Here is a 19,766-nt window from a genome sequence, read left to right as displayed (position 1 = left end):
CGTCTGGCTACACACCTACAACCACCACCGCGCCCACACCGCACTCGGAGGCCAACCACCCATCACCCGCGTCAACAACGGTCTTGGTCCCTACACCTAGCCGCTGCGCCGGGAGAGGTGCTCGGCCACCGTCGCGACCAGGTCCGCTGCCGCGTACGGCTTGTCCAGGAAGCCGTCGCAGCCCGCCTTCAGCGCCGCCTCCCGGTCCTGCGGGAGCACGCTCGCGGTCACCGCGACGACGGTCGGCCGGGGGCGGCCCGCGGCGACCGTGCCCGCCGCCAGCTCGCTCGCCAGGGTGAGGCCGCTGCCGTCCGGCAGGTTCATGTCGAGCAGGATCAGGTCGATGTCCTCGGCGCCGAGTCGGGTCCGCGCGGTCGCCAGCGTCGACGCGTCCAGCACCTCGGCGTCGCGGACGGCGGCGATCTGGGCCCGGGCCAGCACCGCCTTGACCAGGGTGCGGTTCAGCTCTTCGTCCTCGACCAGCAGGATCCGGGGTTTCTCGGCCGTCACGGAGTCTCCTTCGTATCCTGCGCGGTGGTTCCGGATCCGTCCTCGGCGGCGGTTCTGGATCCGTCCTCGGCGGCGGTTGCGGACCCGTCCTTCGCGGTGGTCGCGGGCTCGTCCTTCGTGGCGGTGCCGGAGCCGCCGAGCAGCGGGGCCAGGGCTTCCCAGCCGTCGCCACCGGCCATCGCGGTCGCCACCACGCCGCCGGCCATGGCCGTGGCCACCAGCGGGGCGGCGTCGCCGGGCGTCCGTGACAGGCCCGCCGCGGCGGTGAGCCCCAACACCGGGGTGTGCCGGGTGGCCGGGTCCTGCTCGATGGCGGCCAGCATGCTGAACCCGTCCACCTCCGGCGACTGCATGTCGCAGACGATCAGGTCGAAGTGGCTCTCCCGGCTCAGCGCCAGGCCGTCGCGCCCGTCGGCGCAGGCCACCACGTCGGCGCCGCCCGCGCGCAGGCCGTCCTCGATCGCCTGGCGCACGTCGTCGTCGTGGTCCACGACCAGCACCCGCGGCACCGGCCGGTGCGCGATCTTGCGGGCCAGCGCGCCGAGCAGGGCCGCCTGGTCGACCGGCTTGACGAAGTAGTCGTCGGCGCCCAGCGCCAGCCCGGCCTGCCGTTCGTCGATGATGGTGACGAAGAAGACCGGGATCCCGGCGAGCCGCGGGTCGGCCTTGAGCCGGCGGATGACCTCGAAGCCGTCGATGCCGGGCAGGGCGACATCGAGCACGATCGCGTCGGGCGGGTGGGCGCCGGCCGCGGTCAGGCCCGCTTCGCCGGTGCCGGCCACCTCGACGTGGTAGCCCGCGCCGACGAGCTGGGTGCTGAGCAGTTCCGCGGACTGCGGGTCGTCCTCGATCAGGAGCACCCGGGCGCCGGCCTCCGGGCCGTGGTCGAGCTGCAGGACCGGCGCGGCCGGCAGCCGTACGGTGAACGCACTGCCCTGTCCCGGCGTGGAGATCACGCTGATCTCGCCGTCGTGCGCCTCGACCAGCCGCTTGGTCAGCGCGAGTCCCAGACCGGTGCCCGCCCGTTGCCGGTCCGGATCGCCGACCTGCTGGAACTCCTCGAAGACCCGTTCCAGGTCCTCCTCGGCGATGCCCACTCCGGTGTCCGCGACCGTCACCTCGACGACATCGCCGGACTGGGCCACCGTGACGGAGATCGCACCGTCGTCCTGGGTGAACTTGATCGCGTTGGACAGCAGGTTCTCCACGATCTGCCGGAACCGGACCCGGTCCGCCAGGGCGGTGGCCTCCGCCGGCGTGGTGGTCACGGTGAGGTTCTTGGCCGACAGCAGCGGGGCCAGGCTGGTCAGCAGCTCACTGACCGCGGTGTCGACCCGCAGCGGGGCCAGTCGCAGATCCAGCCGGCCCGCCTCCACCTTGGCCAGGTCCAGGATGTCGTTGATCAGGCCGAGCAGGTGCCGTCCGCTGGTGTGGATGTGGTCCACCCAGTCGGCGGGCACCAGGCGCCGGTCGCCGTCGGGCTCCTCGAGCCGCATCAGGTCGCTGAAGCCGATGATCGCGTTCAGCGGGGTCCGCAGCTCGTGGCTCATGTTGGCCAGGAACGAGCTCTTCGCCTGGCTGGCCCGGGTCAGCGCCTCGACCGAGGTGCTGAGCTCGGCGGCCAGCCGCCGGTGGGCCGCGGTGACCGCCTGGCGTTCGGCCAGCACGCCCGCCTGGCCGCCGAGCGCCGCGAGCAGCCGCAGGTCGTCGTCGCTGAACAGGCTGCGGTGGCGGTTGAACAGCAGCACCGCCCCCTCGGCGTCCGGGGGCACCGGCATGCTCAGCACGGTCACGAAGTCGTCGCCGAGGTCGTCACCGAAGTGGGCGACCAGGGCCGCGTCGCTGTCCCGCAGCCGGGCCGGCTGGCCGGCCCGGATCAGCGCGGTGACGTCGGCGAAGCCCAGGCCTTCCGGCGCGGCCGTCGGAGGCCCGGCGTACGCGGCCGGGGCCAGCATGCCGTCGGCTCGCGGCATGAGGACAGCCACCGCGTCGGCGCCGGTCTGCGCCCGCATGATGTCGGCGTAGGTCTGCCAGACCTGCTCGGCGGACTCAGCGGGCGCCCGCAGCAGCCGCTCGGTGACCGACTGGGCGGCCGTGGCGGAGAAGGCCCGGCGCAGCCAGTGCGGCGGCACGAAGGCGACCAGGTAGCCGAACCCGCAGACCAGGGCCAGGACCCGGTTGGCGGTGTCGAACACCGGGCTGGTGCCGGGCACCGCGGCGATGCCGATCAGCACGATCATCAGCCCGAAGGCGGCGGTCGCGCCGGCCGCGATCATCAGCCGGGCCCGGTTCGCGCCGGTCCGGGTCCGGGCCTTGCCGAACAGCAGGGCTGCCGCGATGAGCTCGGCCACCAGGAACGACGTGACCGCGGCGAACAGCTCGGCCGGGCGCAACGGGCGCGGCGCGAACGCCAGCCAGGCGGCGACCACGGCCTGCACGATCAGAATGGTTCGCTGGAGCCAGACCGGCACCGACCGCAGCCGGGCGGCGAGCCGCACGGTGAGGTACGGCTGGGCCAGCAGCGCGGTCAGCGAGACGGCGTTGACCCACAGCGGCAGGGCCTCGCCGTTGATCCGGCGGGCGATGTCGACGCAGAACAGCACCGTGCAGGGCGCGAAGACCAGCGTGACGTCGCGCTGCAACGGGTCGCGTCCGTGCAGGTAGCCGACCAGGGCGCGCAGGAAGAGCACAGCGAAGGTGAACTCCGCAGCGAGCAGGACGAGGGGACTCCAGTCAACGCGCATATCGGGACTAACTGTAGCGTTTCAGGCAGTCGCGGAGACCGATACGCTTACCCCCGGACACTCCAGGAAGGTAAGTGGGCATGCAGCGGTGGCGCGGGTACGAGGCCGTACCGGGCGGGTTCGGCCGATCGGTGGTGACCATCGGCGTCTTCGACGGGGTGCACCGCGGCCATCAGGCGATCATCGGGCACACCGTGAAGCGCGCCCGCGACCTCGGTCTGCAATCGGTCGTCGTGACGTTCGACCCGCACCCCGCCGAGGTGGTCCGTCCCGGCTCGCACCCGGCCGTGCTCACCGAGCCGGTGCGCAAGGCCGAGCTGATCGAGCAGCTCGGCGTCGACGCCCTCTGCGTGGTGCCCTTCACCCCGGGGTTCTCCCAGCTCAGCGCCGAGGCGTTCGTGCACGACGTGCTGGTCGACGCGCTGCACGCCGCGGTCGTCGTGGAGGGGGACAACTTCCGCTTCGGCCACAAGGCCGCCGGCGATCTGGCCATGCTGACCCGGCTCGGGCGCACCTTCGGCTTCACGGTCGAGGAGGCGCCGCTGGTCGCGGAGCAGGATCTGGTCTTCTCGTCGACGTACATCCGCAGTTGTGTCGACGCCGGGGACGTCTCGGCCGCCGCCGCCGCGCTCGGCCGCCCGCACCGCCTGGCCGGCGTGGTCGTCCGCGGCGACCAGCGCGGCCGGGAGCTGGGCTTCCCGACCGCCAACCTCATGTGTCACCGCTATGCGGCCATCCCGGCCGACGGGGTCTACGCCGCCTGGCTCATCCGCGGCGGCAAGCACGGCGGCCCGCAGCCGGCTTCGGTCTCGGTCGGCACCAACCCCACCTTCTCCGGCCGCGAGCGCCGGGTCGAGGCCTACGTGCTGGACTTCGCCGGCGACCTGTACGGCGAGCGGGTCAGCCTCGACTTCGTCGCCCACCTGCGCGAACAGCGGGTCTACACCGGCATCGAGCCGCTGGTCGCGCAGATCCGCGAGGACGTCGAGGAGACCCGGCGGCTGCTCGCCCGGCCGCAGATCTGAGCGGCTGATAAGCTTTCCGTGACGTCGGCTATTCCGACGACCGGACTCGCCTGCCTGCCCGACGCCGCGGGCCGCGAGCCCGCCCCGCAGGGGCGGGACACCGTATGAATCGGCAACACAGAATCACGGAGAACATGGCGCTCGACCAAGAGACCAAGACCAAGATCATGACCGAGTACGCGACCCTCGAGGGCGACACCGGGTCGCCCGAGGTGCAGGTCGCGATGCTCACCAAGCGGATCGCCGACCTGACCGAGCACCTCAAGGTGCACAAGCACGACCACCACAGCCGTCGTGGTCTGCTGCTGCTGGTCGGCCGTCGCCGCCGCCTGCTGAACTACGTCCAGAAGAAGGACATCGCGCGCTACCGGACGCTGATCGAGCGTCTCGGCCTGCGCCGCTGATTCGACGGGGGGAGTGGCCGCCTGGCTGCTTCCCCCGAGCTCTACCCACGGACCCGCGCGGCACCAGGCCACCGGCCCCGGTCCTCGGTAGTGGTTCCCGAGCACGTCAATCTCGGGCACTTCGATCGAAGACCGGCCAGCCTCTTCCGCGCTGTGTGAACCGCCGGGTCCTCGACGAAGGAGTACCGCACCACATGACAGAGCAAAAGGCTCTCGGCACCGAGACTCGCACCGCCGTCATCGACAACGGGTCGTTCGGCACCCGCGAGATCACTTTCTCCACCGGCCGGCTGGCCCGCCAGGCCGCCGGTTCGGTCATCGTCCAGCTGGGCGAGACCACCGTGCTCTCCGCGACCACGGCCGGCAAGCAGCCGAAGGAGCACTTCGACTTCTTCCCGCTGACGGTCGACGTCGAGGAGCGCATGTACGCCGTGGGCCGCATCCCCGGCTCGTTCTTCCGGCGCGAGGGCCGTCCCAGCGAGGACGCCATCCTCACCTGCCGCCTGATCGACCGGCCGCTGCGCCCGTCGTTCACCAAGGGCCTGCGCAACGAGGTCCAGGTCGTCGAGACCGTCCTCGCGCTCGACCCGCAGCACCCGTACGACGTCGTCGCCATGAACGGCGCCTCGATGTCGACCAAGCTCTCCGGCCTGCCCTTCAGCGGCCCGGTCGGCTCGACCCGGGTCGCGCACATCGACGGCCAGTGGGTCAACTTCCCCACGCTGGAGGAGCTGGCCCGGGCCACCTTCGACATGATCGTCGCCGGCCGGACGCTGCCGGACGGTGAGGTCGCGATCATGATGGTCGAGGCCGAGGCCACCCCGCAGGCGCTGAGCCTGATCGCCGCCGGCGCGCCGAAGCCGACCGAGGAGGTCGTGGCCAGCGGTCTCGAGGCCGCCAAGCCGGCCATCCGCGAGCTGTGCCGCGCGCAGAGCGAGCTGGCCGAGGTCGCCGCCAAGCCCGTGCTGGAATACCCGGTCTTCCTGGACTACCAGGACGACGTGTACGCCGCCGTCTCGGACGCCGCCAAGGGTGAGCTCGCCGAGGCGCTGAAGATCGCCGGCAAGGCCGACCGCGAGGAAGCCCTCGACCGGGTCAAGGCCAAGACGGTCGAGCTCGTCGGCCCGCAGTTCGAGGGTCGCGAGAAGGAGATCAGCGCGGCGTTCCGCTCGGTCACCAAGTCCGAGGTGCGCAACCGCGTGCTCCGCGAGCAGGTCCGCATGGACGGCCGCGGCCCGCGTGACATCCGCCCGCTGTCCGCCGAGGTCGGCGTGCTGCCGCGCGTGCACGGCTCGGCGCTGTTCGAGCGGGGCGAGACCCAGATCCTGGGCGTCACCACGCTGAACATGCTGCGGCTGGAGCAGTCCCTGGACACGCTGTCCCCGGACAAGTCCAAGCGCTACATGCACAACTACAACTTCCCGCCGTACTCGACCGGTGAGACCGGCCGGGTCGGCTCGCCGAAGCGGCGCGAGATCGGCCACGGTGCGCTCGCCGAGCGGGCCCTGGTGCCGGTGCTGCCGACGCGCGAGGAGTTCCCGTACGCGATCCGCCAGGTCTCCGAGGCCCTGGGCTCGAACGGCTCCACCTCGATGGGTTCGGTCTGCGCCTCGACGCTGGCCCTGCTCAGCGCCGGTGTGCCGCTGAAGGCGCCGGTCGCCGGCATCGCCATGGGCCTCATCTCCGACGAGGTCGACGGCAAGACGGAATACGTCACGCTGACCGACATCCTGGGCGCCGAGGACGCGTTCGGCGACATGGACTTCAAGGTCGCCGGCACCCCGGACTTCGTCACCGCGCTGCAGCTCGACACCAAGCTCGACGGCATCCCGTCGGACGTGCTGGCCGCCGCCCTGCAGCAGGCCCACGACGCCCGCACCACGATTCTCGGCGTCATGGACCAGGCCATCAACAGCCCGGCCGAGATGAGCGAGTACGCCCCGCGGGTCACCAGCGTCAAGATCCCGGTCGACAAGATCGGCATGGTCATCGGCCCGAAGGGCCAGACCATCAACGCGATCCAGGACGAGACCGGCGCGGACATCTCGATCGAGGACGACGGCACGATCTACGTCGGCGCGACCAACGGCCCGGCGGCCGAGGCCGCGGTGGAGCGGATCAACGCCATCGCCAACCCGACGATGCCGAAGGCGGGGGACAAGTTCCTCGGCACGGTGGTGAAGACGGCCGCGTTCGGCGCGTTCATCTCGTTGCTGCCCGGCCGCGACGGCCTGCTGCACATCTCCAAGGTGGGCGACGGCAAGCGGGTCGACAAGGTCGAGGACTTCCTCAACGTCGGCGACAAGGTCGAGGTCTCGATCGCGGACATCGACAACCGCGGCAAGATCTACCTGGACAAGGTCCGCCCCGAGGGTGCCGAGGCGCCTGCGGACGCGCCCGCCGCCGCCGGTGGCGAGGGCTCCGAGGGTGGCGGCCGCCCGCCGCGCGAGCGCGAGGACCGCGGTCCCCGTGGTGAGGGTGGCGGCGAGCCCCGTCGCCGTCGTCAGCGTCCCAGCGGCGACCGTAACTGATCCACGCATGACAGACAGCAACCGCGGGCCGGCCGAAAGGCCGGCCCGCGTTGTCACCCGGACCCTGCAGGACGGCGTGAAGCGCACCGTCCTGCCCTCTGGTCTGCGCATCATCACCGAGGCGATCCCCACCACCCGCAGCGCCGCTCTCGGCGTCTGGGTCGGGGTCGGCTCCCGGGACGAGACCCCGGCGATGTCCGGTGCCTCGCACTTCCTCGAGCACCTGCTGTTCAAGGGCACCGAGAAGCGCACCGCGCTGGAGATCTCGGCGGAGATCGAGGCCGTCGGCGGCGAGACCAACGCCTTCACCACGAAGGAGTACACCTGCTACTACGCGCGGGTGCTGGACGCCGATCTGCCGCTGGCCGTGGACGTGCTCTGTGACGCGGTCGCGGGCTCGATCCTCGACCCGGCGGATGTCGAGACCGAGCGCGGCGTGATCCTCGAAGAGATCGCCATGCACGACGACGAGCCCGGCGACGAGGTGCACGACGTCTTCACCGAGGCGATCTTCGGCGCCGACACGCCGCTGGGCCGGCTGATCTCGGGCTCCGAGCAGACCATCTCGCCGATGACCCGCACCCAGATCAACCGCTTCTACCGGGCCCGCTACAAGGCGCCGCAGATCGTGATCACGGCGGCGGGCAACCTCGACCACGCCAAGGTGGTCAAGCTGGTCCGGGCCGCTTTGGCCGGCAGCCCGCTGGACGGCGACCTCGCCGAGCCCGCGCCCAAGCGTGGCTCGTCCGGTGCCGTCCGCGCGCGCAAGCCGGTCACCCTGGTCCGGCACCGCGACACCGAGCAGGCGCACATCGTGCTCGGCTGCGCCGGCATCAACCGGGCCGACGAGCGCCGGTTCGCGCTCGGCGTGCTCAACAACGTGCTCGGCGGCGGCATGTCCAGCCGGCTCTTCCAGGAGATCCGGGAGAAGCGCGGGCTGGCCTACTCGGTCTACTCGTACGGCAGCCAGTACGCCGACGCCGGCCTGTTCGCGGTCTACGCCGGCTGCGCCCCGGGCAAGGCCGAGGAGGTGCTCGCGCTGATCCGCGCCGAGCTCGCCACGGTCGCGGCCGACGGCATCAGCGCCGGTGAGCTGGCCCGCGGCAAGGGCATGGTCAAGGGCTCGTACGTGCTCGGCCTGGAGGACACCGGCTCGCGGATGAGCCGGCTGGCCAAGTCGGAGCTGCTGCACGGCGACCTGATGGCCGTCGACGAGCTGCTGGCCCGGGTCGACGAGGTCACCCTCGACGAGGTCAACGAGCTGGCCGCCGAGCTGCTGTCGAAGCCGATGTCGCTGGCCGTCGTCGGGCCCTTCGACGAGAACGCGTTTTCGAACGCCCGCTAACCTGGGACGCCGTGACCATCCTCAGCCCTCCGCCCGTACACGAAGAAGCGACGCCGGACCGGCGCCGGCGCCGGATCATCGGCATGCTGATCTGGGCGGTCCTGTTCGCGGTCGGCACGTACTTCATCGGCGTGCCGACCAGCGACCCGCTGATCGCCTTCGGCTGGCTGTGGCTGGCCACCATCGCGTGGCGCAGCGACCTGCCGTGGCGGCAGCACCTGCTGTTCCTGCGGGACTGGCTGCCCATCGCGCTGCTGCTGGTCGTCTACAACATCTCCCGCGGGTACGCCGACGACCTGTTCCGCCCGCACGTCACCGAGCTGATCCATGCGGACGAGGCGATGTTCGGCTGGCTCACCGGCGGCCAGGTCCCCACCACCTGGCTGCAGCAGCACCTCTACCAGCCCGGAGTGGTGCAGTGGTGGGAGGTCGTGGTCACCCTGATCTACGTCTCGCATTTCCTGACCGTGCCGACGGTCGCGGTGATCCTCTGGGTGCGGTCCCGCGCGCAGTGGGCCCGCTTCGTCCGGCGCTGGTTCACCCTCTGCGTCTTCGGGCTGATCACCTACTTCGTCTATCCGGCGGCGCCGCCCTGGTGGGCCTACCAGGAGGGCTACCTGAGCGAGCACGTCGAGCGGATCTCCACGAACGGGTGGGATGCGATCGGCCTGCACGGCGCCGGCAACACCCTGAACGCGCTGCAGGTGGAGGCGTCCAACCCGGTGGCCGCGATGCCGTCGCTGCACACCGCCTGGGCCATGATGGCGGTTGCCTTCTTCCTGCCGGTGGTGCGCCGGCGCTGGTGGCCGCTGCTGCTCGCGTACCCGCTGGCGATGACGTTCACCCTGGTCTACACCGGGGAGCATTACGTGATCGACGTGCTGGTCGGCTGGGCCTACGTCGCCGGCGTGTTCCTGGTCGTGGGGCTGGCCGAGCGCTGGTGGCGCAACCGGCACCCGGCTGGATGACAAGCCGGCGACCGGTGTTGAATTGACCGGGTGACAGACGAGCAGCAACCGATCCGCGTCGGCGTTCTCGGTGCCCGGGGCCGCATGGGCCTCGAAGTGTGCAAGGCGGTCGACGCCGCCGACGACCTCGAGCTGGTGGCGATGGTCGACCAGGGCGACTGGCTGTTCAACGCCGCGGACGCCGGCGCCCAGGTGCTCGTCGACTTCACCACCCCTGACGTGGTCATGGACAACCTGCACTGGGCCGTGGACCAGGGCATCAGCATGGTCGTCGGCACGACCGGCTTCAGCGAGCAGCGCCTGGAGCGGGTGCGTTCCTGGCTGGCGCACAAGCCCGAGGTCGGCGTGCTGATCGCGCCCAACTTCGGCATCGGCGCGGTGTTGATGATGCAGTTCGCGGCCCGCGCGGCCCGCTACTTCGAGTCCGCCGAGATCATCGAGCAGCACCACCCGCGCAAGCTGGACGCCCCGAGCGGCACGGCCACCCACACGGCCAAGCTGATCGCGGCGGCCCGGGCCGAGGCCGGCCTGGGCGCGATGCCGGACGCGACCAAGGAGGAGCTGTCCGGCGCCCGCGGGGCGGACATCGACGGCGTGCGGGTGCACGCGGTGCGGGCGGCGGGCCTGGTCGCCCACCAGGAGGTCCTCTTCGGTACGCACGGCGAGACGCTGACGATCCGGCACGACAGCCTGGACCGCGCCTCCTTCATGCCGGGTGTGCTGCTGGGCATCCGCTCGATCGTGAACCGCCCCGGCCTGACGATCGGCCTCGACGCGCTCCTCGACTGACTGCCGTCTCGCCGGGGCCGACCTCGCGCCGGCCCGGGTCAGTCGAGCGTGAGCCCGGCGGCGGGCCGCCTCGCGCCGGCCCGGGTCAGTCGAGCGTCAGGCCGGCGGGCAGGCCGGTGACGGTTGCCGAGCCGGTGGCGTCGACCCGGACGTCGACCGGCGTGCCGGCGATGCTGAGGCCGCGCACCTCGACCGGGCCGAAGGGTGCGCCGGCCAGCGGCCGGAGGCGGACCCGGCCGCCGGGCACGTCCGGCTCCAGCCCGATCACGGCCTGCGTCATCAGCACCGCGGCGGCCGCCGACCACGCCTGGGGCCGGCAAGCCGCCGGGTACGGCATCGGCCGGCTCAGCGCCGCCCGGGCGTCCCCGGCATGCAGCTCGGGCAGCCGGTGGCCGAACGCCTCCGCCGCCGTCAGCAACCCGTCGATCAGCACGGCCGCCTCGGCGCCGAACCCGGCCCGGGCCAGCCCGGCAGCCACGATCGCGGTGTCGTGCGCCCACACCGAGCCGCAGTGGTACGACAGCGGCGCGTACCCGCCGTCGAGGGCCGACATCGTGCGCAGCCCGTACGCGCCGGACATCGCCTCGCCGCCCAGGGCCGTCGCCACCGCCCGTTCCTCGGCCGCGTCGAGCAGGCCGGTGCCCAGCAGGTGGCCGATGTTGCTGGTCAGTGAGTCGACCGGGCGCCCATCGCGGTCCAGCGCCAAGGCCGGGTAGCCGACGTCGAGCCAGAACGCCGCCCGGAAGCGGTCGGCCAGCCCGGCTGCGTACTGCCGCCACCGGTCGCCGCCGGGCCGGCCGAACGCGTCCAGCAGCGCCGCGCCGTCCAGCGCGGCCCGGTGGGCGTAACCCTGCACCTCGGCCAGGGCGATGGGCGGCTCGGCCGGCCGCCCGTCGTGGAAGCGCACCGCGTCCCCGGAGTCCTTCCAGCCCTGGTTGGCCAGTCCGTGCCCGGTCGTGTCGCGGTACGCCAGGAAGTCGTCGCCGTGCCCGGCCAGCCAGCCCAGCGCCGCCTCCAGGTGCGGCAGCAGCTCGCCGACCTGCGCCTCCGGCAGTCCCCAGCGCCAGGCGTCGTGCAGCAGGCTGATCCACAGCGGCGTGGCGTCGATGGTCCCGTAATAGGCGGGGGGCAGCCGCAGGCCGTCCGCCAGGACGAACTCCTGCCGCCGCAGCTCGTGCAGGATCTTGCCCGGCGCCTCGGCCGCGGCCGCGTCGATCCGGGTGCCCTGCCGGCGGGCCAGCACGCGGAGTGTCCCGGCGGCGGGGCCGGTGCCCACCGGGAGCAGCATCCGGGCCGCCCAGATGCTGTCCCGGCCGAACAGTGTCAGGAACCACGGCACCCCGGCGGCGAGGTAGACGTCGTCACCGTCGGCCAGCCGCAGGCCGTGCAGGTCGTCCAGGGAGCGGGCCACCAGCCGGCCCAGGCGCTGGTCGCCGGAGCGGACCCGGGCCGGGTTCCAGTCGTGGGAGCGGGTGGGGGCGTGCACCGCCGCGGAGGGGTCGTCCACCCGTACGGTGAAGGTCAGGGTCGTGTCCGTGCCCGGCGCGAGCGTGACCGCCCAGCGCAGCCGCCCGCGGTCGTCGATCTCGGCCCGGTCCGCGCCGACCGTGACGGTGACACCATCCCGGGCCCAGGTCAGCCCGCCTCCGGCGGACCGGCCGGCGGTGGCCGGGGTGGTCGGGCCGCCGGACCTGACGGCCTCGATCGGCGCGAGGTCGGCTGCCAGCTCGACGGTGACCACCGTGCTGACCGGCTCCGGGGCGGCCGAGCTCAACCGGATCTGCTCGTCGACCCGCCCGGGGGTGACCGTGCGGGTGCGGTCGATGCGCAGCCGCGGGTCGAGCCGGCGTGTCAGCGCGACGAAGTGGACCGTGCCGCCTCCCGCTTCGGCGTGGCCGATCGGCTCAGGCTCGTGGTCGTCGAGCAGCAGCACCGCCGCGGAGAGCACGCGGACGTCCGCGTGGAACACGCCCTGCACCCCGGCCGCGCGGATCTGCCCGTCCGGCCCGGCCAGCGCCATGGTCGGCGCCGCCACGGTGGTGACGAGCTCGTGCAGGAGCGGCTGGAGACGCGGCATGCTGCCCGCTCAGGAAGCCTCGGGCGGCTGCGGGTCGACGGCGACGTGCAGCCGCAGCTGGGGGACCAGCATGTCGTCCACGTCCAGCGCCCGGCCGGCGCCGTCGGGCTCCCAGCCGGTGGAGACGAGGAACTTCTTCATCGCCTCATCCGCGTCGTACGCCCAGGCCACGGCCGCCTTGAACGCGTCCTCGCGCCACAGGTCGACGGTGGCCGCGAGCAACCGGCTGCCGTGCCCGCGGCGGCCCCAGCGCGGCTCGACCAGCAGGTCGGTGATCGCCGCGACGTCGTCGGGCAGCGGCGGCTCCTCGGGGACGAGCGCCTGCTCGTCGGCCGGTCCGGAGGCCGCGAAGCCCACCACGTGCGACGCCGCCTCGCCCTGCTCGACCGCGATCAGCACCCGGTGCCGGGGTGAGGGCGGGGACTCGATCGCCTCGGCCCAGCCCCGGGCCAGGTAGGCCTCGTCCAGGTTGGCCAGGACGTGCGCCGGGAACATCCGCCGGTATGCGGTCCGCCAGGTCGTCAGCTGGATGCGGGCGATCTCGCCGGCATCGGAGGGACGGGCGGGACGGACGAAGCCGAGTGCCATGCCCGGCAGCCTACAGACGGGTTTGTCGTACCCCTCGGCTAGCGTCCTGGTCTGTGGCCGTACCCGAATCTCTCTCCGTCGCCCAGGCCCGGCGCATCACGCTCGCCGCGCAGGGTTTCGCCGACCCCCGGCCGGGTGGCGCCACCGACATGCGGCACCTGCGCCGGGTGCTGCGCCGCCTGCATCTGATCCAGATGGACTCGGTCAACGTCCTGCAGCGGGCCCACTTCATGCCGCTCTACAGCCGCCTCGGGCCCTACCCGACGGCGCTGCTCGACCGGGCCGCCTACCGCAGTCCCCGGCTGCTGTTCGAGTTCTGGGGGCACGAGGCGTCGCTGATCGACGTCGAGCTCCAGCCGCTGTTCCGCTGGCGCATGGCCCGCGCCCAGGACTACGCCTGGGGCAACATGCGGCGCATCGTGGCCGAGCAGCCCGAGCTGGTCGCCTGGGTGCTCGACGAGGTCCGGCAGCGCGGCCCGCTGACCGCCGCCGAGATCGAGCACGACGCCCCGCGCAGCAAGGACCACTGGGGCTGGAACTGGTCGGTCGTCAAACAGGCCCTGGAGTGGCTGTTCTACAGCGGCGAGGTGACCGCCGCCCAGCGCACGACCTCCTTCGCCCGGCGTTACGACCTGCCCGAGCGGGTCCTGCCCCGGCACGTGCTGGAGGCGCCGACCCCGTCGCCGGAGGATTCGTTCCGGGCCCTGGTCGCGCTGGCCGCCCGCACGCTGGGAGTGGCCGCCGAGCCGGAGCTGCGCGACTACTTCCGGCTGCCGGTGGCCGGCTTCAAGCAGGCCCTGGCCGAGCTCATCGAGGACAAGGTGCTGCTCCCGGTCACCGTGCGCGGCTGGAAGGGCCCGGCCTACCTGCACCACGAGGCCCGGCTGCCGCGCCGGGTGCGGGCGGCGACGCTGGTCAGCCCGTTCGACCCGCTGATCTGGGAGCGCGGGCGCACCGAGCGGCTCTTCGACCTCAACTACCGCATCGAGATCTACGTTCCCGCCGCCCAGCGGCTGTACGGCTACTACGTGCTGCCGTTCCTGCTCGGCGAGGAGTTCGCCGCCCGCCTCGACCTCAAGGCTGACCGCAAGAGCGGTGTGCTGCAGATCCCGGCCGCCTGGATCGAGCCCGCCGCCGACCAGGAGGAGACCGCCGCCGCGCTGGTGCCCGAGCTGCACCGGCTGGCCGGCTGGCTGGGCCTGCACACGGTCGCGGCACCGCAGCGGGGCGACCTGGCCGGCCCGCTCACGGCCGCGCTGAAGCTTGCCTCCGCGGGTGTACCGTGACGCCCATGAGCAGTGCGACCGACCCCGTCGCGGTCCACCCGCAGGTCGACGGGCCGGTGCACGGCCCGCACCTGCCGCCGCCGCACTTCGAGCCGGCCCAGTTCGAGCCGGCCCAGCCTGACCGGGTCACGCGGTTCGTGCAGCGCAAGTGGCGCGAGTCGCCGATCTGGGTCGCCCCGGCCGCGATGCTGGTCTGCATGGCCGGCGCGGTGGGCTACACCCTGGCCACCCACCCCACCGAGGCGAACGCCGGTGCGGCCCCGAGCTGCCTGCTCAAATACACGACCGGCTTCATCTGCCCGGGCTGCGGCGGCACCCGCGCAGCGTGGTATCTCCTGCACGGCGACATCCCGGCGGCGGCCCGGCACCACGCGCTGTTCGTCTTCGTCGTCCCGTTCCTGCTCTACATGTACGTCGCCTGGGCCGGCCGCCGGCTGTTCGGCTGGCGGCTCCCGCAGCTGGACCTCAGCCCGGGCGTGATCGGTGGCTTCATCGCCGTCTGGGGTGTCTGGAGTGTCCTGCGCAACTTGCCGTGGGCGCCGTTCACCGCCTTCTACGTCTGAGCCCGCGGCCCGGGGCACCGGCGACGGGGAAACCACTCCGGCCGTCCGATAAGTTGTCGGTATGACGCACGACCATCCGCGGCCCTTCGGCCGGCTGCTCTCGGCCATGGTGACCCCGTTCACGGCGGACGGCTCGCTCGACGTCGACGGCGCGGCCAGGCTGGCCACGTGGCTGGTGGACGAGCAGGGTCACGACGCCCTGGTGATCAGCGGCACCGGCGGTGAGTCGCCCACGACCACCGACGCCGAGAAGGAGACGCTGCTGCGCGTCGTCGTCGAGGCGGTGGGCGACCGGGCCCGGATCGTCGCGGGCGTCGGCACCAACAACACGGCCCACACGGTCGAGCTGGCCCGGGCGGCGGAGAAGGCGGGCGCGCACGGCCTGCTGGTCGTCACGCCGTATTACAACAAGCCCCCGCAGGCCGGTCTGATCAGGCATTTCACCACCGTCGCGGACGCCGTCGGCCTGCCGGTGATGCTCTACGACATCCCGCACCGCGCCGGCGTGCCGATCGCCACCGAGACGCTGGTCCGGCTGGCCGAGCACCCCGGCGTCGTGGCCGTCAAGGACGCCAAGGGCGACCTGGCCGGCAGCGCCGACGTGCTGCGCCGTACGGACCTCGCCTACTACTCCGGCGAGGACGCCGCCATCCTGCCGCTGCTGTCGATCGGCGCGGTCGGCGTGGTCGGCACCTCCACGCACTTCATCGGCCCCCAGACCAAGGCCATGATCGAGGCGTACGAGCGCGGCGACACCGCCGGGGCGCTCGCGCTGCACCGGCAGCTGCTGCCGCTGTTCACCGGCATCTTCCGGACCCAGGGCACCATCCTCGTCAAGGCCGGCCTGCGCGCCCTCGGGCTGCCCGCCGGACCCGTGCGCTCACCGCTGGTCGACGCCACCGAGGCCGAAACGAACCAACTGCTCGAGGACGCCGCCGCGGCGGGACTGCACCTCGGCACCAATTAGAGAGGCCTCGCACTTGAGCCAGGCACACGTCGAGCTGGAACCACCACCGCCGCTGCCGGAGGGCGCCCTGCGCGTCATCCCGCTGGGCGGTCTCGGGGCCATCGGCCGCAACATGACGGTCTACGAGTACGACGGCAAGCTGCTGGTCGTCGACTGCGGAGTACTCTTCCCGGACGTCGAGCAACCCGGCGTCGACCTGATCCTGCCCGACTTCGACCCGATCCGGGAACGGCTGGAGGACGTCCAGGCGATCGTGCTGACCCACGGGCACGAGGACCACATCGGCGCGGTGCCGTACCTGCTGGCCCTCAAGCCGGACATCCCGCTGGTCGGTTCCGAGTTCACCCTGGCGCTGGTCGAGGCGAAGCTGGCCGAGCGGCGGCTGGACCCGTACACGCTGACCGTGCGCGAGGGGCAGACCGAGCGGCTGGGCCCGTTCGAGTGTGAGTTCTTCGCGGTCAACCACTCGATCCCGGACGCGCTGGCGGTGGCCGTACGCACGCCGGCCGGTCTGGTGCTGCACACCGGCGACTTCAAGATGGACCAGGTCCCGCTGGACGGGCGGATCACCGACCTGGCCGGGTTCGCCCGGCTCGGCGCCGAGGGTGTCGACCTGCTGCTGTCCGACTCGACCAACGCCGAGGTCCCCGGCTTCGTCACCCCGGAGCGCGACATCGGCCCGGTGCTCGGCGCGCTCTTCGCCAAGGCCCGGGGCCGGATCATCGTGGCGAGCTTCGCCTCCCACGTGCACCGCGTCCAGCAGGTGATGGACGCCGCCTACGAGTACGAGCGCAAGGTCGCCCTGATCGGCCGCTCGATGGTCCGCAACATGGGCATCGCCCGGGACCTGGGCCTGCTGCGCATCCCGGACGGCCTGCTGGTCAGCCTGGACGAGGCGGCGCAGATGCCGCACGACGAGATCGTGTTCATGTCCACCGGTTCGCAGGGCGAGCCGATGAGCGCGCTGGGCCGGATGTCCACCGGCGACCACCGGCACATCACCATCGAGTCCGGCGACACCGTCGTGCTGGCCAGCTCGCTGGTGCCGGGCAACGAGACCTCGGTCTACCGGGTGATCAACCAGCTGGCCCGGGCCGGCGCCACGGTCGTGCACAAGGACACCGCCAAGGTGCACGTCTCCGGGCACGCCCCGGCCGGCGAGCTGCTCTACCTGCTCAACGTCGTACGCCCGAGCAACCTGATGCCCGTGCACGGCGAGTGGCGGCACCTGCGCGCCCACGCCCAGCTCGGCATCGAGTCCGGGGTCGCCCCGGACCGGGTCGTGCTCTGCGAGGACGGCGACGTGGTCGACCTGGTCGAGGGGCACGCCCGGCACGTGGGCCGGGTCAAGAACCGCTACGTGTACGTCGACGGCCTAGCCGTGGGCGACGTCAGCGAGTCGCTGCTGACCGAGCGGCGCATCCTCGGCGACGGCGGCTTCATCTCGGCCACCGTGGTGATCGACTCGGTGACCGGCAAGGTGGTCGGCGAGCCGAGCATCTCGGCCAAGGGCTTCTCCGAGGACCCGCAGGCCTTCAACCCGGTCATCCCGCTGCTGACCGCCGCCCTGCACCGTTCGGCGGAGGACGGCATCACCGACACCCACCAGCTCCAGCAGGTGGTCCGGCGCACCGTCGGGCGCTGGGTGAACGACGCGTACCGGCGCCGGCCGATGATCGTGCCGACCGTCGTGGAAGTGTGATCGGCAGCCATAGTTTTCTGTGAATACCGGATTTTTTGATCCGGCCGCGACCTCCTTGCGTATCTGAGGGCACGGTGCCGCCCCCACGGCACTCGATGCGAGGGGAGTTACGGATGCAGCGGAGAACGGTCGTCGCGCTTGCGGCGACGGTGACGGCAGCGGGAGCGGCGGTGGCGTTCACGCTGCCGTCCATGGCGGGCACGAACGCCGGCCGCGGCCCTGCGTCGCAGTCGAGCGGCGGAGTGGCCCCCCAGCTGCTCGCCGCGATGCAACGGGACCTCGGGATCAGCGCCGACCAGGCCACCGCCCGGGTGAAGCGGGCCGCGTGGGCCAGCGGGGTGGCGGCGCAGCTGCGCAGTGCTTCCGGTGACTCGTACGCGGGCTCCTGGCTCGGCAAGGACGGCACCACGCTGAACATCGCGATCACCGACGCCGGCCTGGCCGGCAAGGTGCGCGCGGCCGGGGCCACACCGAAGCTCGTCGAACGCAGCGTGGCCCAGCTGGACCGGGCCAAGAAGGCGCTGGACGCCGAGGCCACCAAGGCCGACCGCGACCTGCCCGGCTGGTACGTCGACGTCGCGGCGAACCAGGTCGTCATCCAGGCGCTGCCCGGTGACACCGAGCACGCCGAGGAGCTGGCCGAGGACGCCGGCCTCCCCGACGAGGCGGTGAAGGTGGTCGTCACCAAGGCCGCCCCCAAGCCGCTGGCCGACGTCATCGGGGCCGAGCCGTACTTCGTCAACCTCGGCGGCGGCCAGGCCCGCTGCTCGATCGGTTTCGCGGTCGAGGGCGGCTTCGTCACCGCCGGGCACTGCGGCGCGGAGGGCACCCAGACCACCGACCGGGAGAACCAGGACCAGGGCGTCGTCGTGGCGTCGGTCTTCCCCGGCACCGCGGACATGGGCGTGGTGCAGACCAACGCCGACGTGACGCTGCAGCCGTTCGTCAACGACTTCGACGGCAACGCGCTGCCGGTCGGCGGGAGCACCGAGGCGCCGGTCGGCGCCGCGGTCTGCCGGTCCGGTTCCACCACCGGCACGTTCTGCGGCACCATCCTGGCCAAGAACCAGACGGTGAACTACCCGGAGGGCGCGGTCACCGGCCTGACCCGGACGGACGTCTGCGCCGAGGGCGGTGACTCCGGCGGCCCGTGGCTCTCGGGTGACCAGGCCCAGGGCGTGACCTCCGGCGGCTCGGGCGACTGCACGGCCGGCGGCGAGACGTTCTTCCAGCCGATCACCGAGATCCTCGAGGAGAACAACCTCACCCTGCTCACCACCGGCGGCGCCGGTGGCGGCGTGAACGCGGGCACCCCGCCCGCCGAGGCGACCACGGCCCCGCCGGTCGAGTCGGCCGAGGCGCCGGCCGGCAACAACGGGAACGGCAATGGCAACGGCAACGGTCACCACCGCCGGGGTCACCGCAACTGACCTGACGCACCACCCGTAGACGTGCTGCCCGCGCAGGCCATCCTCCGTCCTGCGCGGGCAGCGCTGCGTCGCCTACCGTTGGCGGCGTGGGCTACCGGATACTGATCGGCGCCGCCGTGGGCGCGCACTTCGCGTTCCTGGCCTTCGGCATCTTCGGCGGCTTTCTGGCCTGGCGCTGGCGCCGGCTCATCTGGCTGCAGGTCGTCAGCGCCGCCTGGCTCCTGATCATCGTGGTCGCCCGGCTGTCCTGCCCGCTGACCTGGCTGGAGGACCGCGGCCGGGCCGGCGCGGGCCTGCCGCTGCGCGAGGGCGGATTCCTCGACAACCACGTGGCGGGCGTCTTCTACCCGCACGGCTACGAGTGGGCGGCGCGGATCACGGTCGCCGCGCTGATCCTCACCTCGTGGATCGGCCTCGCCGTGCGCTCAAAGCTCCGCGACCGCGTCGGCTAGCTCACAGCCGGTCGCGATCCCGCAGATCATCACCTGGTCGAGCTGCTCCGGGGTGACGCCGCGCTCCCAGTCGCCGACGACCTCACCGACCACCCGCACCGCGCCGTCGTCGGCCGTGTGCACGTACGCCTTGGGCCAGAGCCGGTCGTGGTTCCAGGCGTTGCAGAAGGCGTACAGGCGGGGGACGTCGTCGGTGCTGAAGACCGTCCGGGTCAGCGTGCGGACCTGGAGGACCTCCTCGTCCTTGCCGAGCCGGAAGAAGTAGATCAGGCAGCCCTGCCAGTTGCCGCCGATGTCACCGTCGTCGTCGACGAAGTGGGCGAACCGGCGGGCGTTCAGCGCGTCGATGATCATGTCGTGGCTGAGCGGTTGCGGCGCGGACATG

At 72.3% G+C, this 19,766-nt stretch carries 17 protein-coding genes; 12 read left to right on the top strand and 5 right to left on the bottom strand.

Features of this window, described 5'->3' with window-relative positions; all coding sequences use genetic code 11:
• Window positions 1-96: 96 nt before the first annotated feature.
• Together ACWEOZ_RS22620 and ACWEOZ_RS22615 are read right to left on the bottom strand one after the other, a co-directional pair.
• Window positions 97-510 carry a response regulator gene (locus ACWEOZ_RS22620; RefSeq protein WP_451912652.1) on the bottom strand — a complete coding sequence of 138 codons (414 nt, stop codon included), beginning with the start codon at window positions 508-510 and terminating at the stop codon, window positions 97-99.
• Window positions 507-3,254 (bottom strand): response regulator, encoded by a 2,748-nt coding sequence (locus tag ACWEOZ_RS22615; protein ID WP_451912651.1) that lies wholly within the window; start codon window positions 3,252-3,254, stop codon window positions 507-509. Before ACWEOZ_RS22615 ends, ACWEOZ_RS22620 begins: the two co-directional genes overlap by 4 nt.
• An 80-nt stretch (window positions 3,255-3,334) precedes the next feature.
• Here ACWEOZ_RS22615 and ACWEOZ_RS22610 point away from each other — a divergent pair, with 80 nt between their 5' ends.
• The 6 genes from ACWEOZ_RS22610 (at window position 3,335) to dapB (ending at window position 10,316) form a co-directional block, all read left to right on the top strand.
• Entirely contained in the window at window positions 3,335-4,279 is a 945-nt protein-coding gene (locus ACWEOZ_RS22610; protein WP_451912650.1) for a bifunctional riboflavin kinase/FAD synthetase, read from the top strand.
• 134 nt (window positions 4,280-4,413) lie between these two features.
• The gene (gene rpsO, locus ACWEOZ_RS22605) at window positions 4,414-4,683 is read left to right on the top strand and encodes a 30S ribosomal protein S15 (RefSeq protein ID WP_023561775.1); all 270 of its coding nucleotides are present in this window, start codon (window positions 4,414-4,416) and stop codon (window positions 4,681-4,683) included.
• Between the two features lie 194 nt (window positions 4,684-4,877).
• The gene (locus tag ACWEOZ_RS22600) at window positions 4,878-7,214 is read left to right on the top strand and encodes a polyribonucleotide nucleotidyltransferase (RefSeq protein WP_451912649.1); all 2,337 of its coding nucleotides are present in this window, start codon (window positions 4,878-4,880) and stop codon (window positions 7,212-7,214) included.
• 7 nt (window positions 7,215-7,221) lie between these two features.
• On the top strand, window positions 7,222-8,559 hold the full coding sequence (locus ACWEOZ_RS22595; protein ID WP_451912648.1) for a M16 family metallopeptidase: 1,338 nt from the start codon (window positions 7,222-7,224) through the stop codon (window positions 8,557-8,559).
• An 83-nt stretch (window positions 8,560-8,642) separates the two neighbouring features.
• The gene (locus ACWEOZ_RS22590) at window positions 8,643-9,527 is read left to right on the top strand and encodes a phosphatase PAP2 family protein (RefSeq protein WP_451912662.1); all 885 of its coding nucleotides are present in this window, start codon (window positions 8,643-8,645) and stop codon (window positions 9,525-9,527) included.
• Window positions 9,528-9,557: 30 nt separating this feature from the next.
• Entirely contained in the window at window positions 9,558-10,316 is a 759-nt protein-coding gene (dapB, locus tag ACWEOZ_RS22585; protein ID WP_451912647.1) for a 4-hydroxy-tetrahydrodipicolinate reductase, read from the top strand.
• An 85-nt stretch (window positions 10,317-10,401) separates the two neighbouring features.
• On the opposite strand, the gene ACWEOZ_RS22580 is transcribed toward dapB, so the two are convergent.
• Together ACWEOZ_RS22580 and ACWEOZ_RS22575 are read right to left on the bottom strand one after the other, a co-directional pair.
• Complete coding sequence (locus ACWEOZ_RS22580; protein ID WP_451912646.1) at window positions 10,402-12,393, bottom strand: amylo-alpha-1,6-glucosidase; 1,992 nt, start codon at window positions 12,391-12,393, stop codon at window positions 10,402-10,404.
• Window positions 12,394-12,402: 9 nt separating this feature from the next.
• Window positions 12,403-12,981, bottom strand: coding sequence for an N-acetyltransferase family protein (locus ACWEOZ_RS22575; protein WP_451912645.1), 579 nt, complete (start codon window positions 12,979-12,981; stop codon window positions 12,403-12,405).
• Between the two features lie 53 nt (window positions 12,982-13,034).
• On the opposite strand from ACWEOZ_RS22575, the gene ACWEOZ_RS22570 reads away from it, so the two are divergent.
• From ACWEOZ_RS22570 to ACWEOZ_RS22545, 6 genes are all read left to right on the top strand, one after another.
• Window positions 13,035-14,267: a winged helix-turn-helix domain-containing protein gene (locus ACWEOZ_RS22570; RefSeq protein ID WP_451912644.1), complete on the top strand. Its 1,233-nt coding sequence runs from the start codon at window positions 13,035-13,037 to the stop codon at window positions 14,265-14,267.
• Between the two features lie 5 nt (window positions 14,268-14,272).
• Window positions 14,273-14,830 (top strand): DUF2752 domain-containing protein, encoded by a 558-nt coding sequence (locus ACWEOZ_RS22565; RefSeq protein WP_451912643.1) that lies wholly within the window; start codon window positions 14,273-14,275, stop codon window positions 14,828-14,830.
• Between the two features lie 61 nt (window positions 14,831-14,891).
• Window positions 14,892-15,797: a 4-hydroxy-tetrahydrodipicolinate synthase gene (dapA, locus tag ACWEOZ_RS22560; RefSeq protein WP_451912642.1), complete on the top strand. Its 906-nt coding sequence runs from the start codon at window positions 14,892-14,894 to the stop codon at window positions 15,795-15,797.
• 13 nt (window positions 15,798-15,810) lie between these two features.
• Window positions 15,811-17,499, top strand: coding sequence for a ribonuclease J (locus ACWEOZ_RS22555; RefSeq protein ID WP_451912641.1), 1,689 nt, complete (start codon window positions 15,811-15,813; stop codon window positions 17,497-17,499).
• Between the two features lie 113 nt (window positions 17,500-17,612).
• Window positions 17,613-18,929: a S1 family peptidase gene (locus ACWEOZ_RS22550; protein ID WP_451912640.1), complete on the top strand. Its 1,317-nt coding sequence runs from the start codon at window positions 17,613-17,615 to the stop codon at window positions 18,927-18,929.
• An 86-nt stretch (window positions 18,930-19,015) separates the two neighbouring features.
• Window positions 19,016-19,381, top strand: a complete 366-nt coding sequence (locus tag ACWEOZ_RS22545) for a DUF2784 domain-containing protein (protein WP_451912639.1) — start codon at window positions 19,016-19,018, stop codon at window positions 19,379-19,381.
• On the opposite strand, the gene ACWEOZ_RS22540 is transcribed toward ACWEOZ_RS22545, so the two are convergent.
• A complete protein-coding gene (locus tag ACWEOZ_RS22540; RefSeq protein WP_451912638.1) occupies window positions 19,355-19,765 on the bottom strand; it encodes a YbjN domain-containing protein in 411 nt (136 codons plus the stop codon). The two genes, ACWEOZ_RS22545 and ACWEOZ_RS22540, sit on opposite strands and share 27 nt — an antisense overlap.
• Window position 19,766 lies beyond the last annotated feature (1 nt).

This window comes from Actinoplanes sp. NPDC004185, assembly GCF_053603475.1.
Note: the sequence above shows the minus strand (reverse complement) of the source record. Positions and strands in the feature narration are given on the sequence as shown.